Source organism: Micromonospora sp. CA-248212 (assembly GCF_050948405.1).
In the GTDB taxonomy this organism is placed as follows: Bacteria; Actinomycetota; Actinomycetes; order Mycobacteriales; family Micromonosporaceae; genus Micromonospora.
In genome coordinates, this window is sequence record NZ_CP192023.1 from 5,539,211 (window position 1) to 5,558,277 (window position 19,067).

General features: G+C 72.9%; 18 protein-coding genes and 1 pseudogene. 6 read left to right on the forward strand and 13 right to left on the reverse strand.

The annotated features are described in order from the left end of the window. Positions 1-4: 4 nt before the first annotated feature. Both ACQP03_RS25865 and ACQP03_RS25870 read right to left on the reverse strand, forming a co-directional pair. Positions 5-3,057, reverse strand: a pseudogene (locus tag ACQP03_RS25865) (bifunctional [glutamine synthetase] adenylyltransferase/[glutamine synthetase]-adenylyl-L-tyrosine phosphorylase). After that, positions 3,057-3,824 carry a type 1 glutamine amidotransferase gene (locus tag ACQP03_RS25870; RefSeq protein ID WP_357134847.1) on the reverse strand — a complete coding sequence of 256 codons (768 nt, stop codon included), beginning with the start codon at positions 3,822-3,824 and terminating at the stop codon, positions 3,057-3,059. The pseudogene ACQP03_RS25865 and the gene ACQP03_RS25870 overlap by 1 nt, the downstream one beginning before the upstream one ends. A 103-nt stretch (positions 3,825-3,927) precedes the next feature. Between ACQP03_RS25870 and ACQP03_RS25875 the strand changes: the two genes are divergently transcribed. Beyond that, positions 3,928-4,863, forward strand: coding sequence for a S66 peptidase family protein (locus ACQP03_RS25875; RefSeq protein WP_363661338.1), 936 nt, complete (start codon positions 3,928-3,930; stop codon positions 4,861-4,863). Positions 4,864-5,262: 399 nt separating this feature from the next. Here ACQP03_RS25875 and ACQP03_RS25880 read toward each other — a convergent pair whose 3' ends face one another. After that, on the reverse strand, positions 5,263-6,141 hold the full coding sequence (locus ACQP03_RS25880) for a Vgb family protein (RefSeq protein WP_357393427.1): 879 nt from the start codon (positions 6,139-6,141) through the stop codon (positions 5,263-5,265). 178 nt (positions 6,142-6,319) lie between these two features. Here ACQP03_RS25880 and ACQP03_RS25885 point away from each other — a divergent pair, with 178 nt between their 5' ends. Beyond that, a complete protein-coding gene (locus ACQP03_RS25885) occupies positions 6,320-6,775 on the forward strand; it encodes a hypothetical protein (RefSeq protein ID WP_357134858.1) in 456 nt (151 codons plus the stop codon). A 95-nt stretch (positions 6,776-6,870) separates the two neighbouring features. On the opposite strand, the gene ACQP03_RS25890 is transcribed toward ACQP03_RS25885, so the two are convergent. Next, positions 6,871-7,779 carry an oxidoreductase gene (locus ACQP03_RS25890; RefSeq protein WP_357134859.1) on the reverse strand — a complete coding sequence of 303 codons (909 nt, stop codon included), beginning with the start codon at positions 7,777-7,779 and terminating at the stop codon, positions 6,871-6,873. A gap of 83 nt (positions 7,780-7,862) precedes the next feature. Between ACQP03_RS25890 and ACQP03_RS25895 the strand changes: the two genes are divergently transcribed. Next, a complete protein-coding gene (locus tag ACQP03_RS25895) occupies positions 7,863-8,387 on the forward strand; it encodes a TetR/AcrR family transcriptional regulator (RefSeq protein WP_357134860.1) in 525 nt (174 codons plus the stop codon). A gap of 28 nt (positions 8,388-8,415) precedes the next feature. Here the strand turns inward: ACQP03_RS25895 and ACQP03_RS25900 are convergent, their stop codons facing one another. The 4 genes from ACQP03_RS25900 to glnA form a co-directional block, all read right to left on the reverse strand. Beyond that, entirely contained in the window at positions 8,416-8,793 is a 378-nt protein-coding gene (locus tag ACQP03_RS25900) for a VOC family protein (protein WP_357134861.1), read from the reverse strand. Between the two features lie 127 nt (positions 8,794-8,920). Beyond that, positions 8,921-9,613, reverse strand: a complete 693-nt coding sequence (locus ACQP03_RS25905; protein WP_357170608.1) for a helix-turn-helix transcriptional regulator — start codon at positions 9,611-9,613, stop codon at positions 8,921-8,923. Positions 9,614-9,679: 66 nt separating this feature from the next. After that, positions 9,680-10,105: a DUF350 domain-containing protein gene (locus ACQP03_RS25910; RefSeq protein WP_355051479.1), complete on the reverse strand. Its 426-nt coding sequence runs from the start codon at positions 10,103-10,105 to the stop codon at positions 9,680-9,682. 100 nt (positions 10,106-10,205) lie between these two features. Further along, complete coding sequence (gene glnA / locus ACQP03_RS25915; protein ID WP_355051478.1) at positions 10,206-11,555, reverse strand: type I glutamate--ammonia ligase; 1,350 nt, start codon at positions 11,553-11,555, stop codon at positions 10,206-10,208. A gap of 237 nt (positions 11,556-11,792) precedes the next feature. Between glnA and ACQP03_RS25920 the strand changes: the two genes are divergently transcribed. Further along, positions 11,793-13,550 carry an NAD+ synthase gene (locus ACQP03_RS25920; protein ID WP_357134864.1) on the forward strand — a complete coding sequence of 586 codons (1,758 nt, stop codon included), beginning with the start codon at positions 11,793-11,795 and terminating at the stop codon, positions 13,548-13,550. A 117-nt stretch (positions 13,551-13,667) separates the two neighbouring features. Continuing rightward, positions 13,668-14,513: a 3-methyl-2-oxobutanoate hydroxymethyltransferase gene (gene panB, locus ACQP03_RS25925; protein WP_357134865.1), complete on the forward strand. Its 846-nt coding sequence runs from the start codon at positions 13,668-13,670 to the stop codon at positions 14,511-14,513. Between the two features lie 135 nt (positions 14,514-14,648). Here panB and ACQP03_RS25930 read toward each other — a convergent pair whose 3' ends face one another. From ACQP03_RS25930 to ACQP03_RS25940, 3 genes are read right to left on the reverse strand one after another with little or no spacing between them, the layout of a single operon-like run. After that, positions 14,649-15,626, reverse strand: coding sequence for an NAD(P)-dependent alcohol dehydrogenase (locus tag ACQP03_RS25930; protein ID WP_433458819.1), 978 nt, complete (start codon positions 15,624-15,626; stop codon positions 14,649-14,651). Continuing rightward, positions 15,623-15,850, reverse strand: coding sequence for a helix-turn-helix transcriptional regulator (locus ACQP03_RS25935; protein ID WP_433114454.1), 228 nt, complete (start codon positions 15,848-15,850; stop codon positions 15,623-15,625). Before ACQP03_RS25935 ends, ACQP03_RS25930 begins: the two co-directional genes overlap by 4 nt. Next, positions 15,844-16,272 carry a hypothetical protein gene (locus tag ACQP03_RS25940; RefSeq protein ID WP_357132734.1) on the reverse strand — a complete coding sequence of 143 codons (429 nt, stop codon included), beginning with the start codon at positions 16,270-16,272 and terminating at the stop codon, positions 15,844-15,846. The genes ACQP03_RS25935 and ACQP03_RS25940 overlap by 7 nt, the downstream gene beginning before the upstream one ends. Positions 16,273-16,442: 170 nt before the next feature. Here ACQP03_RS25940 and ACQP03_RS25945 point away from each other — a divergent pair, with 170 nt between their 5' ends. Beyond that, a complete protein-coding gene (locus ACQP03_RS25945) occupies positions 16,443-17,723 on the forward strand; it encodes a DUF222 domain-containing protein (protein ID WP_433458822.1) in 1,281 nt (426 codons plus the stop codon). Between the two features lie 219 nt (positions 17,724-17,942). On the opposite strand, the gene ACQP03_RS25950 is transcribed toward ACQP03_RS25945, so the two are convergent. Continuing rightward, on the reverse strand, positions 17,943-18,284 hold the full coding sequence (locus tag ACQP03_RS25950; protein ID WP_357132730.1) for a hypothetical protein: 342 nt from the start codon (positions 18,282-18,284) through the stop codon (positions 17,943-17,945). A gap of 24 nt (positions 18,285-18,308) precedes the next feature. Next, entirely contained in the window at positions 18,309-19,007 is a 699-nt protein-coding gene (gene npdG / locus ACQP03_RS25955; protein WP_357132728.1) for an NADPH-dependent F420 reductase, read from the reverse strand. Between the last annotated feature and the right edge of the window lie 60 nt (positions 19,008-19,067).

Genomic DNA, 19,067 nt, shown 5'->3' on the forward strand with positions numbered 1-19,067 from the left:
CTTCCTACCCCTCCAGCACGCGCTGGGCGGCGGCGCGGGAGCGGCGGCCGGTACGCAGGTACTCGTCGAGGAACTCCCCCGGGTCGTCGTGGCCGAGCAGCCGGACCACCCCCGCCAGCTCCACGCCGTGCCGGGGCAGCTGGTCGCCGGCCCGGCCCCGGACCAGCATCAGCGCGTTGCGGACCTGCGCGGCCAGGGACCAGCCGGCGGCCATCTCCGCGGCGTCCGCCGCATCGATCAGGCCGGCCCGCTCGGCCGCCGCGAGGGCATCGAGGGTACGCGTGCCGCGCAGCTCCGGGATCGCGCCCGCGTGTCGGAGCTGGACGAGCTGGACCGCCCACTCGACGTCGGCCAGCCCGCCCCGGCCCAGCTTCGTGTGGGTGGCCGGGTCTGCGCCGCGCGGCAGCCGCTCGGTCTCCACCCGGGCCTTGATCCGACGGATCTCGACGACCTGCTCGCGGGTCAACCCGTCGGCCGGGTAGCGCACCGGCTCGATCATCGCCTCGAACTCGGCGCCCAGGTCGGCGTCACCGCAGACGAACCGGGCGCGCAGCAGCGCCTGCGCCTCCCACACCCGGGACCAGCGGGCGTAGTACTGGGCGTACGCGGCGAGGCTGCGCACCAGCGGACCCTGCCGGCCCTCGGGGCGCAGATCGGCGTCGACACCCAACGGCGGGTCGGGCGCGGGTACGCCGAGCAGTCGACGCAGCTCCTCCGCGATGGCGTGCGCGGCCGCGCTGGCGGCGCTCTCGCTGCTGCCGGCGGGCGGGTCGTAGACGAAGAGCACGTCGGCGTCGGAGAGGTAGTTCGACTCGTACCCGCCGAGGCGGCCCATTCCGATCACCGCGAACCGCAGCCCGTCCGGGGCCGGTTGGCTGGCCCGCGCGGCCCGCAGCGCTGCGGCGAGGGTGGCGTCGGTGACGTCGGCGAGCGCCGTACCGACCTCGGTGATGTCGGCCAGGCCGGGTGACGGCCGCGTCGTGCCGTCCGCCCGGGTCGGGGTGGGTGCGAGCGCGCCGGCCCGGCAGAGCACGTCCGCGCAGGCCACCCGGACCAACTCCCGGCGGCGCAACGCCCGCACCGCGCGGGTCGCCTCGACCGGGTCGGTGTGCCGGGCCGCCGCCGCGAGGAAGCCGTCACGCAGCACCGGACGCGGACGCGGCGACAACTCGTTCTCCTCGGCGAGCAGCCGCAGCGCCTCCGGATCCCGGGCGAGCAGGTCGGCGACGTACCGGGACAGGGCCAGCACCCGGGCCAGCCGGCGGGCGACGGGACCGCCGTCCCGCAGCAGGCGCAGGTACCAGGGGGTGCTGCCCAGCTTGTCGGAGACCTTGCGGTAGTTGAGCAGCCCCCGGTCCGGCTCCGGCGCGTCCGCGAACTCGCTCAGCAGCACCGGCAGCAGGGTGCGCTGGATGGCCGCCGTACGACTCACCCCGCCGGTGAGCGCCTGGAGGTGACGCAGCGCCCCGGCCGGGTCGGCGAAGCCGAGGATCTCCAACCGGTGCCGGGCCGCCTCCGGGGTGAGCCGCAGCCCGTCGGCGGGTACCCGGGCCACCGACTCCAGCAGCGGCCGGTAGAGCAGTTTGGCGTGCAGCCGTCGTACCTCGGTGGCGTGGGTGACCCAGTCGGCCCGGAAGCTCTCGACGGCGCTGCGGCCCGGCGTGGCCACGAAACCCAGCGCGGCGGCCAGCCAACGCAGCGCCCCCGGCTCGGTGGGCACGGTGTGCGTACGGCGCAGGGCCTGGAGTTGGAGCCGGTGCTCGACGGCGCGCAGGAAGCGGTAGCCGCGCAGCAGCGACTCCCCGTCGGCGCGGCCGACGTAGCCACCGGCGACGAGCGCGCGCAGCGCCGGAATGGTGCCGGGCGCCCGCAGGGTCTCGTCGCCGCGGCCGTGCACGAGTTGCAGGAGCTGAACGGCGAACTCGATGTCGCGCAGCCCGCCCGGACCGCGCTTGATCTCGCGTTCCAGCTCCTTCGGCGGGATGTTGTCGATGATCCGGCGGCGCATCGCGCGGACGTCCTCGACCGCCTCGGGGCGTTCGGCGGCGCTCCACACCAGCGGCGCGAGCTGGTCGATCCACTCTTGGGCCAGCGGCAGGTCCCCGGCGGCCGGGCGGGCCTTGAGCAGCGCCTGGAACTCCCAGGTGCGTGCCCACCGGCGGTAGTAGGCGAGGTGGCTGGCGAGGGTACGCACCAGCGGGCCACGACTGCCCTCGGGCCGCAGGGCGGCGTCCACCGGCCAGGCGACCATCCCGCAGACGGAGATCAGCCGGGTCGCCACCTGGGTCGCGGCGGGCAGGTCGGCGTCCTCGGCGGCCACGAAGATCACGTCCACGTCGGAGACGTAGTTCAGCTCGCCGCCGCCGCACTTGCCCATCGCCACCACGGCCAGCCGGGGCCGCTCGGTGCCCGCCGCCAACTCGGCGACGGCGATCTCGTACGCGGCCGCGAGGGTCGCGTCGGCCAGCGCGGACAGCGCCGCCATGGTCTGCTCCAGGGCCCGGCCGCCGGTGAGGTCGGCCGCCGCGATCCGCAGCAGGGAGAGCCGGTACGCGGCACGCAGCACCGCCACCGGGTTCCCGTCGCCGGCCGGCTCCAGCCGACCGTCGGCGATCGGCGCGAGCCCGTCCGGTGCGGTACGCAGCGTCATACAGTGCTCGGGATTCGCCACCAGATGGTCGCCGAGCGCCGACGACGCGCCCAGCACGGCGATCAGCCGACGCCGCAGCCCGGGGTCGGCGTGCAGCTCCGCGAGCAGCGGCGAGCTGGCGCTGGTGCCGGCGGCGCTGGTGCCGCGCGGGTGCCGGCGGCGCTGGTTCGGCTCTCCGCCTCGACGATGCGGTGCAGTTGGCGCAGCGCCAGGTCCGGGTCGGCGGCCCGGGACAGCGCGGCGAGCAGCTCCCCGGCCGCGTCGTCGACCGGCTCCTGTTCCTCCGGCTGCCAGAGACCCAGCCCGTCCGGGCCGAGCAGGTCCGCGGCGCGGGCCCCGCCGTCGCCCTCGGCGATGCCGAAGCCGTAGCGGGCGAGCCGGCCCGGGGCCCTCGTCGGCCGGCTCATCAGTGCCCGAGCAGCGGCAGGCCGCGCCGGATCGTGCTGTCGTCCAACTCGCCGAGGGCCAGCGCGGCGAACCGGGCGGCGAACGGCTGCCAGACCTCCTCGACGTCCACCATCACCGAGTCGCAGGCCGCCACCACCAGCTCCGGGTCGTAGCCCAACTCGGCGAGCAGGGTCGAGTCGGTGGCCCAGTCGCCGATCATCTCGGTGTCGCACTCGATGTGGAACTGCAACCCCCAGGCCCGGTCGCCGAGCCGGAACGCCTGGTGCGGATAGCGGGTGGAGGCCGCCAGCAGGGTGGCACCCCGGGGCAGTTCGGTGATCTCGTCGGAGTGCCACTGGAGCACGTCCGGGATCAGCGGCACGTACCGGAACAGCGGGTCCTGCTCGGCCGCGTCGCGCCGGCCCACCACACCGGGGCCGATCTCCGGCCCGGACGGGCTCCGCTCCACCAGCCCGGCATGCGCCGTGGCGAGCAGCTGCGCGCCCAGGCAGACGGCCAGGGTCGGCACGCGGTACCGGACCGCCTTGCGCAGCAGCCCCTCCACGGCCGGGAACCAGGGCGCCCCGGGGGAGCCGTCCGGCAGCGGATACGCCTGCTGGTCGCCACCCAGCACCACCAGTGCCGCGTACCCCTCAAGGTCGGCGGGAAGTTCCTCACCGGCGTGCGGGCGGACCACCCACAAATCCAGCCCTGCCTCGGTCAGCCACTCACCCAACCGGCGCGCGTCGTCCGTCGGGTCGTTCTCGATCACCAGCGCGGTTGCCACCCGTCGAGGCTAGCGGGTGCGGCGCGCTCCGCCACGCCCCGGCACGGGTCGGTGCCACCGGCTGGCGGCCGTCGTGTCGGCGCGGTGGCTAGGCTCTCCGGTTGTGATCAACGAGGACTCCACCGTCGTCCGCCCGCCCGTGCTGCGCCCGGGTGACACGGTGCTGCTCGTCTCGCCGTCCGGGCCGACCTCGCCGGAGCGGGTGGCCCGGGGCGTGGAGCTGCTCACCGGCTGGGGCCTGCGCCCGATACCGGCCCCGAACGCGTACGCCCGCCACGGCTACCTCGCCGGCACCGACGACCTGCGGGCCGCCGACCTGAACGCGGCGTTCGCCGACCCCCAGATCCGTGGGGTGATCTGCACCCGGGGCGGCTACGGCGCCCAGCGGATCGTCGACGCCATCGACATGGCGGCCGTGCGCCGCGACCCGAAGGTGGTGGCCGGCTTCTCGGACATCACCGCGTTGCAGCTCGCCCTGTGGCGGGGCGCCCGACTGGCCGGGGTACACGGCCCCGGAGCGGCCTGGCGGGACGAGCGGACGCCGCTGCGCTCCGCCGAGTCCCTGCACGCGGCGCTGATGACCACCGAGCCGGTGACCGTTCAGGCGGTCCCCACCGAGGAGACCTTCGACGTACGCGTCCCCGGCCGCGCCACCGGCACCCTGCTCGGCGGCAACCTGTGCCTGCTCGTCGCGTCGATCGGCACACCGGACCTGCCCGACCTGACCGGCGCGGTGCTGTTGATCGAGGACGTGCAGGAGCCTCCGTACAAGGTCGACCGAATGCTCACCCAGCTCCGCCGGGCCGGTGCGCTGGACGGGCTGGCCGGGGTGGCGGTCGGGCAGTTCACCGACTGCGGCGACGGCTGGGACACCACGATCGTCGACGTGCTCACCGAACGCCTCGGCGACCTGGGCGTACCGGTCCTCGGCGGCCTCCCCATCGGCCACGGCCACAACCAGCTGACCGTCCCGGTAGGCACCGAAGCACGACTGGACACCGAAACCAACACCCTGAAGGTCACCCCCGCAGTCCAGTAACCCCAACCCCAACCCGACCCCGACCCGGCCCCGCGCCCGGCCCCGGCCCCGCCCGACCCCGGCCCGGCCCGGCACCCGACCCAACCCGGCCCGGCCCAACCCGGCCCGGCCCGGCCCAGCCCCGGCCCCGACCTCGTTGATCAAGAGGTTTGCGTCAGTTCCAGGCCGGATTCTGACGCAAACCTCTTGATCAACGAAGCCAGGGGGCCGGGGCCGGGGCCGGGAGGCCAGGGGGCCGGGAGGCCAGGGGGCCGGGAGGCCAGGGGGCCGGGGGCCCGGGGGCCGGGGGCCCGGGGGCCGGGGGCCCGGGGGCCCGGGGGCCGGGAGGCCAGGGGGCCGGGGGCCCGGGGGGGCCGGGGGCCCGGGGGGGCCGGGGGCCGGGGGTCGGAGGGGTATGGGTCAGGGGGTCAGGTGGGCTAGTGCGCCGGTTTCCAGGGCTGCCCACACCCCATCCGGGGTGTGGACGACGCCGTGTGGTTCCGACTGCGGGGTCGGTAGGGCGTAGCTCTCGAATCGTCCAGTCGGATCGAGGTGGCCGATCCGGTTGGCGCCCCACTCGGTGAACCAGGCCCCACCCGCTGGGTCGGCCACGATCGCGTGCGGGCGCGCGGCCCGGTCCGGCAGTGGGAACTCGACGATCACGCCATCAACGTCGATCCGGCCGACCTGGCCGGCGGTGATTTCCACGAACCAGATGGCGCCGTCCGCGCCCAGGGCGATGCCGACCGGCCCGGCGTCCGCGGTGGGCAACGGGTACAGCCTCACCGTGCCGTCGAGGGCGATCCGGCCGATCGCGTTCGCGCGGTTGAGGGTGAACCAGAGGGCGTGGTCCGCGCCGGCGGTGATCATCGAGGGGAACCCGCCGGTGACCGGCAGCGGAAAGGCGGTCGCCGTGCCGTCGGTGGTTACCCGGCCGATCGTGTCGGAGGTCATCCCCGCGTACCAGAGTGCCCCGTCGGGTCCGGCCGCGATGCCACCCGGCCCGGTACCGGCCGGCAGGGCGACCGTGCGCTGCTCGCCGTCGACGGTGATCCGACCGATCCGGTCATCACCGGAGCGGGTGAACCAGAGCGCACCGTCCGGACCCGTCGTGATGATCAACGGACGGCCCCCGGCTGGCTCCAGCGGATGGGTTCGGACCGAGCCGTCGGGGTCCAGGCGGGCGATGCCGCCGCCGTGGACCAACGTCAGCCACAGCGCGCCGTCGGGCCCGACCGTGATGCCGTACGGGCCGGCGTCCGGCTCGACGAGTGCGATCTCCCGGATCTCGACTCTCATCTCGGCGTACGTCCCTTCGTTGGCGGTGGACCGACCCTGACCGCCCGACAAGCGACGACACAACCGATTTCCGCCTTCGATTGTCAGCTCGCTGACAGGTTCGCCACGGGTCGCGCCCAGGCTCACCCGTCACTGTCGGTGACGACATCACGTATCACCTAGCTTTCTGGAGGAGAGCATGTCCCGCACCATCAGTAGGAAGCACATGCTGGCCGGCCTGGCCGCCGCCGGCATCCTCGGCGTCGGGATCGCGGCCCCGACGATCGCCTTCGCCGCCGATTCGCCGTCGCCGAGCGCCAGCACCGCCCCGGCGCCCGGAGCCAAGGCCGACCGGCAGGGTCAGTTCGCTGAGGATCTGGCCAAGGAGCTGGGCGTGCCGACCGACAAGGTGACCGCCGCGCTGGAGAAGATCCGCGAGCAGCACCGGCCGGCCGACCGGCCGCAGCGCCACTCCGCCGAGGATCGCAAGGCCGCGCTCAAGGAGCGGCTGGACCAGGCGGTCAAGGACGGCAAACTCACCCAGGAGCAGGCCGACGCCATCACCAAGGCCGTCGAGGCCGGCGTCTTCCCTGGTCCGGGCGGCCACCGCGGCCCGGGCGGCCACGGCGCACCGGCAGGTACGCCCGGCAAGTAACCCGGCGGAACCGGGGTCGCCCCGGTAGGCCCCCGGCCGGCCCTGGTCCTCCGGTCAGACCAGGGCCGGCCTCCTGGGGCGGGCCGCAGGAATCGTCAGTGCGCAGCTTCGGCACGCAAGGGGTAGGCGACGCCTGTCGCCACTTCGGACATCTCCCACAGTCGACGTCGGGTGGCCGGGTCGTAGGCGCCTTTCGGGGCCCGCTGCGGTTTCGGGGCGCCCTTGAACTGGCCGGGGCCACCCGGCCCGTAGTACTCGCCGCCGGCGGCCCGCGGGTCGGTCGCCGCCCGGAGTACGGGCAGCGCACCGGCCTGGGCAGACTGGGTGAACAGCCACCCAATCGTCGCGTTGGCGATGCGGAAGCCTGGCGATGCGTCACGAAACAGGCTGGTGCGTGCTCCACCGGGGTGGGCCGCGAGGCTGATCGTCGATGAGTCGGACGCGGCGAGTCGATGCTGCAGTTCGAACGCGAACAGCAGATTCGCGAGTTTTGCGGCGTTGTAGGCCTTGGCTGGCCGGTACCCGTCGAGGTTCCTGGGGTCGAGGTGCGTGACGGACCCGGCGGCGGCCCCCTTGCTGCTGACCGTGACGATCCGCCCGGCCGGTGACCGCTCAAGCATGTCGAGGAGGAGACCGGTCAACGCGAAGTGGCCGAGGTGGTTGACGCCAAACTGAGACTCGAAGCCGTCCTGGGTACGCCGTGCGGGCTGCCACCACAGGCCGGCGTTGTTGATCAGGATGTCGAGTCGCTCGAAGCGCTGGTGGAGGTCGCTTGCCGCCTGCCGCACGGCTTGGAGGCTGGCGAGTTCGAGGGCGAGGACGCTGCCTCTGCCGGGTAACGCGCGCAGGGTGTCCGCACCGCGTGCCGCGTTGCGAGCGCCGATCACCACGTGGGCTCCCTGAGCGCTCAAGGCCATTGCCGTTTCCAGGCCGATTCCGGCGGTAGCTCCGGTCACCAACGCGGTGGTGCCGTCGAGCCGGGGTATGTCGCGCGCACTCCACACGGCGTCTCCTATAATCGGAACGGTCGCCCCGTTTCAACTATACGGAACGGCCGCCCCGCTTGTCGACAGGCCGGAGGATCCTCATGCGTGCCGATGCTCGCCGCAATCGCCAGAGCGTCCTGAACGCCGCCTACGAGAGCCTGGCCGCCGAGGGCCTGGACGTGCCCATCGACGAGATCGCCCGTCGCGCGGGCGTCGGCGCCGGCACCGTGTATCGGCACTTTCCGACCAAGGAGTCGCTCATCGAGGCCGTAGTGCTCGACCGGCTCCACGCCCTGACCGACAAGGCCCGTTCCGGCATCGACTTCGCCGAGTTCTTCACCGTCATGGTGGAGGCCTGCCGCACCAATCGCGCCATCGCGGACGCGCTGGACCGCGGTGGATACCACATACCCGCCGACGCGGACGCCGCCCTCAACGCCGCCTTCGCCGACCTCCTGCACGAGGCGCAGCAACGCGGAACCATCCGGCCGGACGTCACTCCCGACGACATTCAAGCCCTCGTGATCGGCTGCGCCGCGACCGCGCGGCACCGTGGCAGCAGCGCCCTCGTTCAGATCGTCGTCGCCGGCCTACGCGATCAGGGCCTCAGCCCGGCCCGGACCTGAGCTTCAGTCCGGGCCAGCCGAGAAGTGATCAGCTCTGTCGGGGCGGGGGCGCGAACACGCCCAGGCGGTTGCCGACCGGGTCGATCAGCTGGGCCAACGTGAGCCCGGTGGGCGTGGTCCGGGCCGGCACCACCACTTGGGCGCCGGCCGCCTCGGCCCGCCGACAGGTCTCCTCGACGTCGGCCACCTCGGCGTAGAGGATCGCGTAGTTCGGCGACGTGCCGCCGGTCGCCCGGATTCCGCCGCCGATCCCGGTGTCGCCACCGGCCCCGGTCACCCGGTAGGAACCGCCGTCGGCCGAGCCCTCCTCGTTGAAGGTCCAGCCGAACAGCTCGCCATAGAAGCGCTCCGCCTCCTCCGGCCGGTCGGTGCCGATCTCGAACCACGTGATGGGCGTCGCGGACATACTGCCTCCAGGTCTTCGCGTTTCCGGCCGTCCGGCCGTCTCCCGGAGGAGTCTCGACGTCGTTCGCGACACCGTCCTGTCGGTGTTTCCCGATCACCCGGCCGGGTGGGCCACCCGGACCGCGCGCTCAGACCAGACTCAGCGCGCGGACCCGCTCGTGGGGGATGTCCAGGTCCTCCGGACGGAGGTCCCGGAGCACCACCTCTGGCAGGGCCTCGACCTCGCGGATCCGGTCGGTGCGGAAACATCGCACCTCGGCGCGCAGGCGGCACCAGGCCACCAGGTACCAGTGGTGGGAGTTGCCGAGGTAGCCCAGCGGCTCGACGTCCCGCAGCGAGTCGACGCCGGCGCGGTCGTCGTACCGGATGCGCAGCACCCGCCGCGCGGTGACCGCGTGGGCGACGGTGGCCGGGACGGGCGTGGCCGGCCCGTCGCCGACCAGGTGCACCCGGCCGGCGAGCCGGTGCGCCTCGGCGGCGTCGGCGGCCGGCAGCACCGCCAGCAGCTTGCGCAGCGCGGTGGCACCCGGCCCGGCGAACGGCGAGCCGGCGAGCCGGTGCAGCGCCACCGCCATCGCGACCGCCTCGGCGGCGGTCAGGTTGACCGGCGGCAGGGTGTGGGCGCGGTCCAGGACGTAGCCGCCGGTACGCCCCGACTCGGCCCAGATCGGCACCCCGGCCTGCTGGAGCGCGCCGATGTCCCGCTCGATGGTCCGGCTGCTCACCTCGAAGCGCAGAGCCAGCCAGCGCGCGCTGCGCGGCCGTGGCGACACCGCCCGCAGCTCCTCGACCAGGGCGTAGAGGCGGTCCGTACGGTTCATGCCCGGCACGCTACGACCGGGGTACGACGCCCGCACTCAGGCCGTGCGGGCTCAGGCCGTGCGGGCTCAGGCGATGCAGGCGCAGACGATCAGCGCGGCACCGAAGTGCGTGGCGGCGCTGACCCGGGCCGCCGGGTGCGGCTCGGACGAGCAGATGACCTCACCGAGCTTGCCCGGGGTGAGCAGGTCCAGCACGAAGAAGGCCAGCGCCATGATGGCCAGCCCGACCAGACCGAAGACCACGGTCGAGGCGAGCCCCTTGGCGAAGTCGCTGTAGCTGGTCAGGATCGCGGTGAAGACGATGCCGGCGATGCCGAGCTGGTTGGCGGCGAGCAGCAGCCCCGCGTTGGTGTTGCGCTCGACCCAGATCAGCTCGCGCAACCGCCCCGGGGTCAGCAGGTCGACGAGCCCGAACCCGGCCGCCATGAGCCCGACGCCCACGATCCCGAACACGACGCTCTGCCAGGCACCGCTGAGCAGGTCCTCCAGCACCGACTGCCTCCCGATTCTCCGTCCGGAAGGGGTACCGGCGCGGTGATCGAGACGATAGCGGCAGCGGGCAAGCCCGTCAGCCCCGCGCCGATGCCCTGCCCTAGAGCGCCAGGTAGCGCTGCCGCTCGTACGGGGTGACCTCGCGGCGGTACTGCTCCCACTCGGCCCGCTTGTTGCGCAGGAAGAAGTCGAAGACGTGCTCGCCCAGCACCTCGGCGACCAGTTCGGACTCGGCCATCACGTCGATCGCCTCGGCCAGGTTCTCCGGCAGCGCCTCGTACCCCATGGCGCGGCGCTCGGCGCTGCTCAGCGACCAGACGTCGTCCTCGGCGCCCGGCGGCAGCTCGTAGCCCTCCTCGATGCCCTTGAGGCCCGCGCCGAGCAGCACCGCGAAGGCGAGGTACGGGTTGGTGGCCGAGTCCAGCGAGCGGACCTCGACCCGGGCCGAGTTCGGCTTGCCGTACGCGGGCACCCGGACCAGCGCGGAGCGGTTCAGGTGACCCCAGCAGACGTACGCCGGGCTCTCGGTGATCCGGTCCGGCAGCGCCTGCGGGAAGAGCCGCTTGTACGAGTTGACCCACTGGTTGGTGACCGCCGTGTACTCCCGGGCGTGCATCAGCAGGCCGGCGATGAAGGACTTCGCCACCTTGGAGAGCTTCATCGGGTCGCCACCGTCGTGGAAGGCGTTGCGCTCGCCCTCGAACAGCGACAGGTGGGTGTGCATGCCGCTGCCGGGCTGGTCGGTGAACGGCTTCGGCATGAAGCTGGCCTGCACGCCGGTGGAGAGCGCGACCTCCTTGACCACGTGCCGGAAGGTCATGATGTTGTCGGCGGTGGTCAGCGCGTCGGCGTAGCGCAGATCGATCTCCTGCTGGCCGGGCGCGACCTCGTGGTGGCTGAACTCCACCGAGATGCCGATCCGCTCCAGCGCCAGCACGCCCTGGCGACGGAAGTCGCGGGCCACGGCGTGGGTGGTGTGCTCGAAGTAGCCGCCGGTGTCCACCGGGGTGGGCACCGAGCCGTCCTGCGGGCCGTTCTCCAGCAGGAAGAACTCGATCTCGGGGTGGGTGTAGAAGGTGAAGCCCTTCTCGGCAGCCTTGGACAGCGCGCGGCGCAGCACGTGCCGCGGGTCGGCCCAGGACGGCCCGCCGTCGGGCAGCAGGATGTCGCAGAACATCCGGGCGCTCTCGCCGCTGACCCCACCCTCGAACGGGAAGACCTGGAAGGTGGTCGGGTCGGGCATCGCGACCATGTCCGATTCGAAGACGCGCGCGAAGCCCTCGATCGCCGAGCCGTCGAAGCCGATGCCCTCCTCGAAGGCCGCTTCCAACTCCGCGGGCGCCACCGAGACGCTCTTGAGCGTGCCCAGCACGTCCGTGAACCACAGCCGGACGAACCGGATGTCCCGCTCTTCCAGCGTACGGAGGACGAACTCCTGCTGACGGTCCACTTCCCCAACCCCTCGCGACACTCTTTGTCCGCCTTGGCCGGGCTGCGCCCGACCTGACCGCCCAGTGTTCCCGGGCCTGGTTACGCAGACGTTACGCGAACCGCCGCCGCCCGTCCCCTCGCGTCCCGCCCGGCGAGCGGTACCGATGCGGCACGCCGGCCGCGCGGCGTCCGCACGTGGCCGCCGTCTCGTCCGAGGGTACGGATTGCTCGGCCGAAGCTGAGGCAAGATGAGGACATGCCCACCCTGCGTCTCGCCCTGTCACAGGTCAACCCGAGCGTCGGCGACCTCGCCGGCAACGCCGACCTGGTCCGCAACTGGACCCGCCAGGCCGCCAACGCCGGCGCCCAGTTGGTGCTCTTCCCGGAGATGATGTTGACCGGCTACCCGGTCGAGGACCTGGTCTTCCGGCGGTCCTTCGTCGCCGCGTCCCAGGCCGCCCTGCGGCAGCTCGCGGCCGACCTCGCCGGGGACGGTCTCGGTGACCTGCCGGTCGTCGTCGGCTACCTGGACGCCGACGGCCCGCCGCAGGTCAGTGGGGACGCCGAGCCGGGGCGGGGCGCGCGCAACGCCGCCGCGCTGCTGCACCGCGGCGAGGTGGTGGCCCGCTACTTCAAGCACCACCTGCCCAACTACGGCGTCTTCGACGAGGACCGCTACTTCGTCTCCGGCGAGGAGCTGACCGTCGTGCGGATCGGCGGGGTGGACGTCGCGCTGACCATCTGCGAGGACCTGTGGCAGGCCGGCGGGCCGTTCGCCGCCGCCCGGCAGGCCGGCGTCGGCCTCGTGGTCAACATCAACGGCTCGCCGTACGAGTTGAACAAGGACGACATCCGGCTGCCGCTGGTCCGCCGCCGGGCGGCCGAGGCGAACGCCACCATCGCGTACGTCAACATGATCGGCGGCCAGGACGAGCTGGTCTTCGAGGGCGACTCGATGATCGTCGCCGCCAACGGCGACCTGCTTACCCGCGCCCCACAGTTCGTCGAGCACCTGCTCGTGCACGACGTCGAGCTGCCGGCCGCCACGACGACCCCGGGCGGCGAGAGCGTCGCCGACGGCATGCGGGTGTCGTACCACGCGGTGGAGGCGGCCCCGCCCGCGCCGTCCGGCCCGGCCGTCACCGGCGGGCTGATCGAGCCGGTCGCCGACGAGGCCGAGGTCTGGCACGCGCTCGTGCTGGGCCTGCGCGACTACGTCAACAAGAACCGGTTCGCCTCGGTGGTGCTCGGCCTCTCCGGTGGCATCGACTCGGCGGTGGTGGCCGCCATCGCCGTCGACGCGCTCGGCCCGGACCGGGTGGTCGGCGTGTCACTGCCCAGCCAGCACTCCTCCGAGCACTCTCGGGAGGACGCCGCCGACCTGGCCAAGCGCACCGGGCTCGACTACCGCGTCGAGCCGATCCAGCCGATGGTGGACGCCTTCCTGGCGAACCTGTCGCTGTCCGGGATCGCCGTGGAGAACCTCCAGGCCCGGGTACGCGGGGTCATCCTGATGGCGCTGTCGAACCAGGAGGGCCACCTGGTGTTGACCACCGGCAACAAGAGCGAGCTGGCGGTCGGCTACTCCACCCTGTACGGCGACTCGGTCGGCGGCTTCAACCCGATCAAGGACGTCTGGAAGACGCTGGTGTGGCGTCTGGCGAAGTGGCGCAACGCGGACGCGGCCCGTCGCGGCGAGACCGCCCCCATCCCGGAGAACTCGATCGGCAAGCCGCCGAGCGCCGAGTTGAGCCCGGGCCAGCTCGACAGCGACTCCCTGCCCGACTACGACGTGCTGGACCCGATCCTCATCGGCTACGTCGACGGCGACCTGGGCCGCGACGGGCTGGTCGAGTCGGGCCACGACCCGGCCGTGGTCGACAAGGTGCTACGACTGGTGGATACCGCCGAGTACAAGCGACGCCAGTCCGCGCCGGGCACGAAGATCTCCATGAAGGCGTTCGGCCGGGACCGTCGACTGCCGATCACGAACCGGTGGCGCGAGCACGGCTGATGTCCCGCGCCTCCGGAGTGACATCTTCCACTGGGCCCTGCCGCCAGGCTGTCGCGCGGTGCGACGATCGGCGAAGCCCGGGGACCGCGCAGGCGGCCTCGAGGAAGGGAGACAGTCATGATCGAGTCCACTCCGCACGAGGTGACCGCGCTGTACGGCGGACCGGCCACCCGTCGGGTCCGCACCCGCGACCTGATCGCCGCGAAGGAGCGCGGCGAACGGTGGCCGATGCTCACCTCGTACGACCAGTACACGGCGGGGATCTTCGACCGGGCCGGCGTACCGGTGCTGCTGGTCGGTGATTCGGCGGCGAACAACGTCTTCGGCTACGAGACGACCCTGCCGATCACCGCCGACGACCTGTTGCCGCTGGTACGGGCCGTGGTGCGCTCGACCCGGCAGACCCTGGTCGTCGGTGACCTGCCGTTCGGCTCGTACGAGGAGGGCCCGGCCCAGGCGCTGCGCACCGCCGTCCGGTTCATGAAGGAGGGCGGCTGCCACGCGGTGAAGCTGGAGGGCGGCCGGCGCTGTGCCGCGCAGATCGCCGCGATCGTCGGCGCCGGCATCCCCGTGATGGCGCACATCGGCTTCACCCCGCAGAGCGAACACACCCTGGGCGGCTACCGGGTGCAGGGGCGGGGCGACACGGCCGACGAGGTGCTCGCGGACGCGCGGGCGGTGGCCGAGGCCGGCGCGTTCGCGGTGGTGCTGGAGATGGTGCCGGGCGTGGTGGCCAAGCAGATCACCCACGAGCTGTCCATCCCCACCGTCGGCATCGGCGCCGGCCCGGACACCGACGCCCAGGTGCTCGTCTGGCAGGACATGGCCGGTCTGCGCACCGGCAAGGCGCCACGCTTCGTGAAGCGGTACGCGGACCTCGCGGACGTCCTCACCGACGCCACCCGGCGCTTCGCCGAGGAGGTCCGGGGCGGCGAGTTCCCGGCCGCCGAGCACACCTTCTAGCCGTCCGGTGGCCTGGGCGGGCGGGGTTGGGGCCCACCCCCGCCATCCGGCCCTGCCCGCCCAGCCGAGAACGACGGTCCGCGCGCGGGTTTCGGTCGGTGCGGGCCCCGGTGAGCGGTCTCGGCGGCCACCGCGTCACACGGTGACGACGATCTTTCCCGCCGGGTGCCCGTGCCGGAGGTGGCGGATCGCGTCCGCCGCCTGGGCCAGCGGATAGGTGCGGTCGACCGCCGGGGTGAGCGCCCCCGATTCGATGAGGTTCCCCAGCTCGCTCAGGTCCCTGGTGCGCTCGACCGCGCTCACGCTACGCAGGCGTTGACCGACGAACAGGGACAGCAGCGGCGCGCGGAACATCTGCCGGTCGTAGCCGCTGAGCACGGGGCCCTTGGTGTACGCGCCGCCGACCAGCGCCAGTGTCCCGTGTGGGGTGAGGGCGCGGCGCAGCAGGGAGACCGGCCGATCGCCGCCGGTGTCGATGACCACGTCGTAGATTGGGCCACGGCTGTCGACCTCCTCGCTGGTGTAGTCGAGGGTGTCGTCGGCGCCGAGGCCGCGTACGAACGCGGCCCTGGCCGGCGCGCAGACGGCGGTGACGGTCGCCCCGTACGCCTTGGCGATCTGTACGGCGTGTGACCCGACGCCGCCGGATGCGCCGATGACCAGCACGCGCTGCCCTGGGCGTACCGCGCCGCTGTCGCGGACCGCACGCAGCGCCGTCATCCCGGAGACCGGCGCGGCGGCGGCCTGCGCGAACGACAGGTTGGCCGGTTTGCGGGCCAGCCGCCGCTCCGGCGCGCTCGCGAACTCGGCGTACGAGCCACGCGGACAGGTGCCGAACACCTCGTCGCCGGGCCGGAACCGGGTCACCCGAGCACCGACCGCGACCACCACCCCGGCCAGGTCCCGCCCGCGCACCGGCGCCCGGGGCCGGCGCGGCCCTGCGGCCAGCCGCGCCAGGTAGGGGCGACCGGTCATGAAGATCCACACCCCGGGGTCGACCCCGGCGGCGCGGACCTGGACGAGGACCTCCTCGTCGTTCACGGCGGGTTGGTCGATGTCGCGAAGGTGGAGCACGTCGGGCGGGCCGTAGCTGTCCTGGACGATGGCCTTCACGGTGTCGCCTCCTCGGGGTACTGGAACACGTCGTCGAGACGTGCGTCGAACAAGCGCGCGATCTTGAACGCCATCTCCAGCGACGGCGAGTAACGACTCTGCTCGATGGCGATGACGGTCTGTCGGGTCACGCCGATCCGCTCGGCGAGCTCGGCCTGGGTCATCTCGCCGTGCGCGAAGCGCAGCGCGCGGATGTTGTTCGTGACGCGGGTCGGCTTCACCACTGCGGGACACCCTTGCGGTAGACGATCACCTTCGCCAGGGCGCCAACCGCCGCCGACAGGACGAAGCACAGGTAGATGACGTTCGCGATCCAGAACCAGTCCCATTCGGCCAACGCCATCAGCATCGCCGACACCGCGCCGATGGCCACGAACGCCTGACCGACGTGGTCACCGAGCCGTCCGATCTCCCGGTCCCGGACGTCCTTGGCACGGGAGGCGCCCGGGTTCAGCACACCCATCCCGATCTCGGCCACGATGCTCGCGACGACGGCCCCGCCGATGGTCCACAACAGCACCCCGGCGTACGGCGTGGCGGTGAGCGGACCACCGTCGGCCCGGTTCAGGACCACGGCCGCGTAGGCGGCGTAGCCCACCACACTGACCACCAGCATGATCCAGGCGCGTTTCTCCTCGTGCGTCACGACCGCCTCCTGCTGTAAAGAATTCTTGACATGCTCATAGTATGGCGTCTTTGACATCATGTCTAGAAAGCTTTACATCGGCGTCGTGCGCCGCCCCCGATCGGGCCGCGAGGTCACCCTCATTGATCATGGTGACTGGTTTTGTCGTACACCTGTTCTAGGTTCGGGGTGTGATCGAAGAGTTGGCGCAGGCGCGGGGCGCGGTGGCGGATGCCGCCGCCGCGCCGGCCTGGGCCCTCGCGGAGCATGACCTGGTGGCTGCGCTCGACGCCGCGCACCGGCTCGAGCAGCAGCTCGCGGCCGTCAAGCTGACCCTCGTGCGCGAGCTGGACGGCCGGGGCACGGCCCTGGCGCAGGGCGCTTCGTCGACGGCGGTCTGGTTGCGCGACCGCCTACGGTTGACAGTTCCCGCGGCCCGCCGGTTGGTCGAGTCCGCTCACGCCCTCGACACGGGCGCTCCCGAGGTCCGCCGGGCGCTGGCCGACGGAGACGTCAGCCTGGAGCAGGCCCGCGTCATCGCCGACACCGTCGACACCGTGCGGGCCGCCGCCGGCACTGACGTCGCCACCAGAGCGATCGGCGTCCTCGTCGACTGGGCCGGCCAGTTCGACCCCACCCTGCTGCGCAGGCTCGCCACCCGCATCCTCGACCACGTCGCACCCGAGGTCGCCGACGCCGCCGCGAAGGCCGCCCTCGACGCCGAAGCCCGCCGAGCCACCCGGGACCGTCACCTCACCCTGTCCGAGCTGACCGACGGCCGGCTGCGGTTGAGCGGCACCCTCGACGCGGAGACCGCCGGTCTGCTCCGCGCCGCCATCGACCCACTGACCGCACCCTCCGGTCAGGACGACCAGCGGTCACCGGGGCAACGGCGGCACGACGCCCTCGGCGACCTCTGCCGACTCGCCCTGCGCACCGGTGAGCTGCCCGAGCACGGCGGCGAGCCGACCCAGCTCGTCGTCACCACCAGCTTCGACGGCCTGGTCCGGCAGCTCGGCACGGGCACCCTCGACGCCGGCTTCGGGCTCACCGCCGAGGCCGTGCGGCGGCTCGCCTGCGACGCGGCGATCCTGCCGGCCGTGCTCGGCAGCGCCGGCCAGCCACTCGACGTCGGCCGCCAGCGCCGACTCGTCACCGGCCCCCTGCGCCGCGCGCTGGTCCTGCGTGACCGAGGCTGCGCCTTTCCCGGCTGCGACCGCCCACCCCGCTGGTGCGACGCCCACCACATCCGACACTGGGCCGACGGCGGCAACACCAGCCTGGCCAACGCGGTGCTGCTCTGCGGCCACCACCACCGCCACCTCCACCATGGCGAGTGGGCCGTCCAGTTGGGCGGCGACGGCCACCCCGAATTCGTCCCGCCCGCCTGGCTCGACCCGGAACAGGTCCCCCGCCGCAACCACTACCACCGGCGAAACATGACGGCAGCGGGTCAGCCACGCACCCGATGACGGTGCCGTTCGACCTCTCGATTCGTGGCTGCGCCGCGCGTTCCGGAGCTGGCGAGCGTGCCGTGGGCACGGCCTGCACGGGGCGCGGGCGGAGCCGCACGGCGGTGCGCTCACCGCAGGCGTGCGGCCCTCGAACGACGGTGCGGCGGGACACGGGGCGGCGAGCAGGGCCTCAGCTTGGTGCCGGTGTGCCCACCGGTCGGCCCGTCCCCGCGCAGGCTAGCTCTCGCGATTGTCGGGCAGATCGAGGTACGCCAGCAGCCGCAGCAGCCCGCTGACGTGCGAAAGGTCGTGCCACAGCGACACGAAGCCGTCTGGACCACCCCGCCGCAGGAGGCTCGTCAGCTCGGCGACATCGTCGCTGCTCTGCCCGCAGTCGATCTCCAACTCGGGGCGCTGGACCATCCCGAACGCCGCACCCAGGTCCATGTTCCAGTAGTGGTCGACGCCAAGCTGTGACAGCTGGATCTCCGGACCGAACCGGCTCTCCGCCGCATCCAACAACATCGAGCACGCTCGGCGCAGATCCGCGATCCGCAACACCCCGTCAGCATCGGTCATGCCCCAGGATCCCTCAGGGCACTGTCAGAGGTCGGTGACGCGGATGCCGGCGTGGGCCTTGTAGCGCTTGTTGATGGCGATCAGGTTCGCGGTGAACGCCTCGATCTGGTGGGCGTTGCGCAGCCGACCGGCGTAGATGCCACGCATGCCGGGGATCCGCGCGGCGAGCGCCCCGACGATGTCGACGAGTTCCCGGTCCTCGGTGCAGATCAGCACGTCGAGGTCGATCCGGTCGACCTCGGGGTCGGCCAGCAGTGGTGCGCTCACGTGGTTGAACGCGGCGCAGACGCGGGAGTCGGGCAGCAGCGCGGCAGCCTGCTGGACGGCGCTGCCCTCGGCGACGGTGAGCGCGTACGGACCCTGCTTGTCGAAGCCCAGCGGGTTGACGCAGTCGACGACGATCGTGCCGGCCAACGGCTCCGCCAGGGCGGCGACGGTGGCCGCGTGGCCGTCCCACGGCACCGCGATGATCACCACGTCGCTGCGGCGGGCCACCTCGTCGTTGGCCGCGCCGGTGATCCGCACCTCGGCCGGCATCCGGGGCAGCGCGGCGATCTCGGCGGCGGACTCGGTGGCCCGCTCGGCGGACCGGGAGCCGATCAGCACCGTCTGGCCGGCCCGGGCGAGTCGATAGGCGAGGCCACGGCCCTGGTCGCCGGTGCCGCCGATGATGCCGACCGTCAGCCCGGAAACGTCGGGCAGCGTGCTCGCGTCGTATGCCATGGGCTCATCCTCGCAAACCGCTCGGCGCGCCAGAGTCGCCAGCCACTGTGACAATCCCCG

What these genes read in the sequence shown, in the direction of transcription:
- ACQP03_RS25900 (WP_357134861.1), bottom strand. Translation starts at nt 8,793, where the DNA reads ATGTCCGCGACGCCCATCACGTGGTTCGAGATCGGCACCGACCGGCCG.
- panB (WP_357134865.1), top strand. Translation starts at nt 13,668, where the DNA reads ATGATCGAGTCCACTCCGCACGAGGTGACCGCGCTGTACGGCGGACCG.
- ACQP03_RS25920 (WP_357134864.1), top strand. Translation starts at nt 11,793, where the DNA reads ATGCCCACCCTGCGTCTCGCCCTGTCACAGGTCAACCCGAGCGTCGGC.
- ACQP03_RS25895 (WP_357134860.1), top strand. Translation starts at nt 7,863, where the DNA reads ATGCGTGCCGATGCTCGCCGCAATCGCCAGAGCGTCCTGAACGCCGCC.
- ACQP03_RS25950 (WP_357132730.1), bottom strand. Translation starts at nt 18,284, where the DNA reads ATGACCGATGCTGACGGGGTGTTGCGGATCGCGGATCTGCGCCGAGCG.
- npdG (WP_357132728.1), bottom strand. Translation starts at nt 19,007, where the DNA reads ATGGCATACGACGCGAGCACGCTGCCCGACGTTTCCGGGCTGACGGTC.
- ACQP03_RS25880 (WP_357393427.1), bottom strand. Translation starts at nt 6,141, where the DNA reads ATGAGAGTCGAGATCCGGGAGATCGCACTCGTCGAGCCGGACGCCGGC.
- ACQP03_RS25905 (WP_357170608.1), bottom strand. Translation starts at nt 9,613, where the DNA reads ATGAACCGTACGGACCGCCTCTACGCCCTGGTCGAGGAGCTGCGGGCG.
- ACQP03_RS25885 (WP_357134858.1), top strand. Translation starts at nt 6,320, where the DNA reads ATGTCCCGCACCATCAGTAGGAAGCACATGCTGGCCGGCCTGGCCGCC.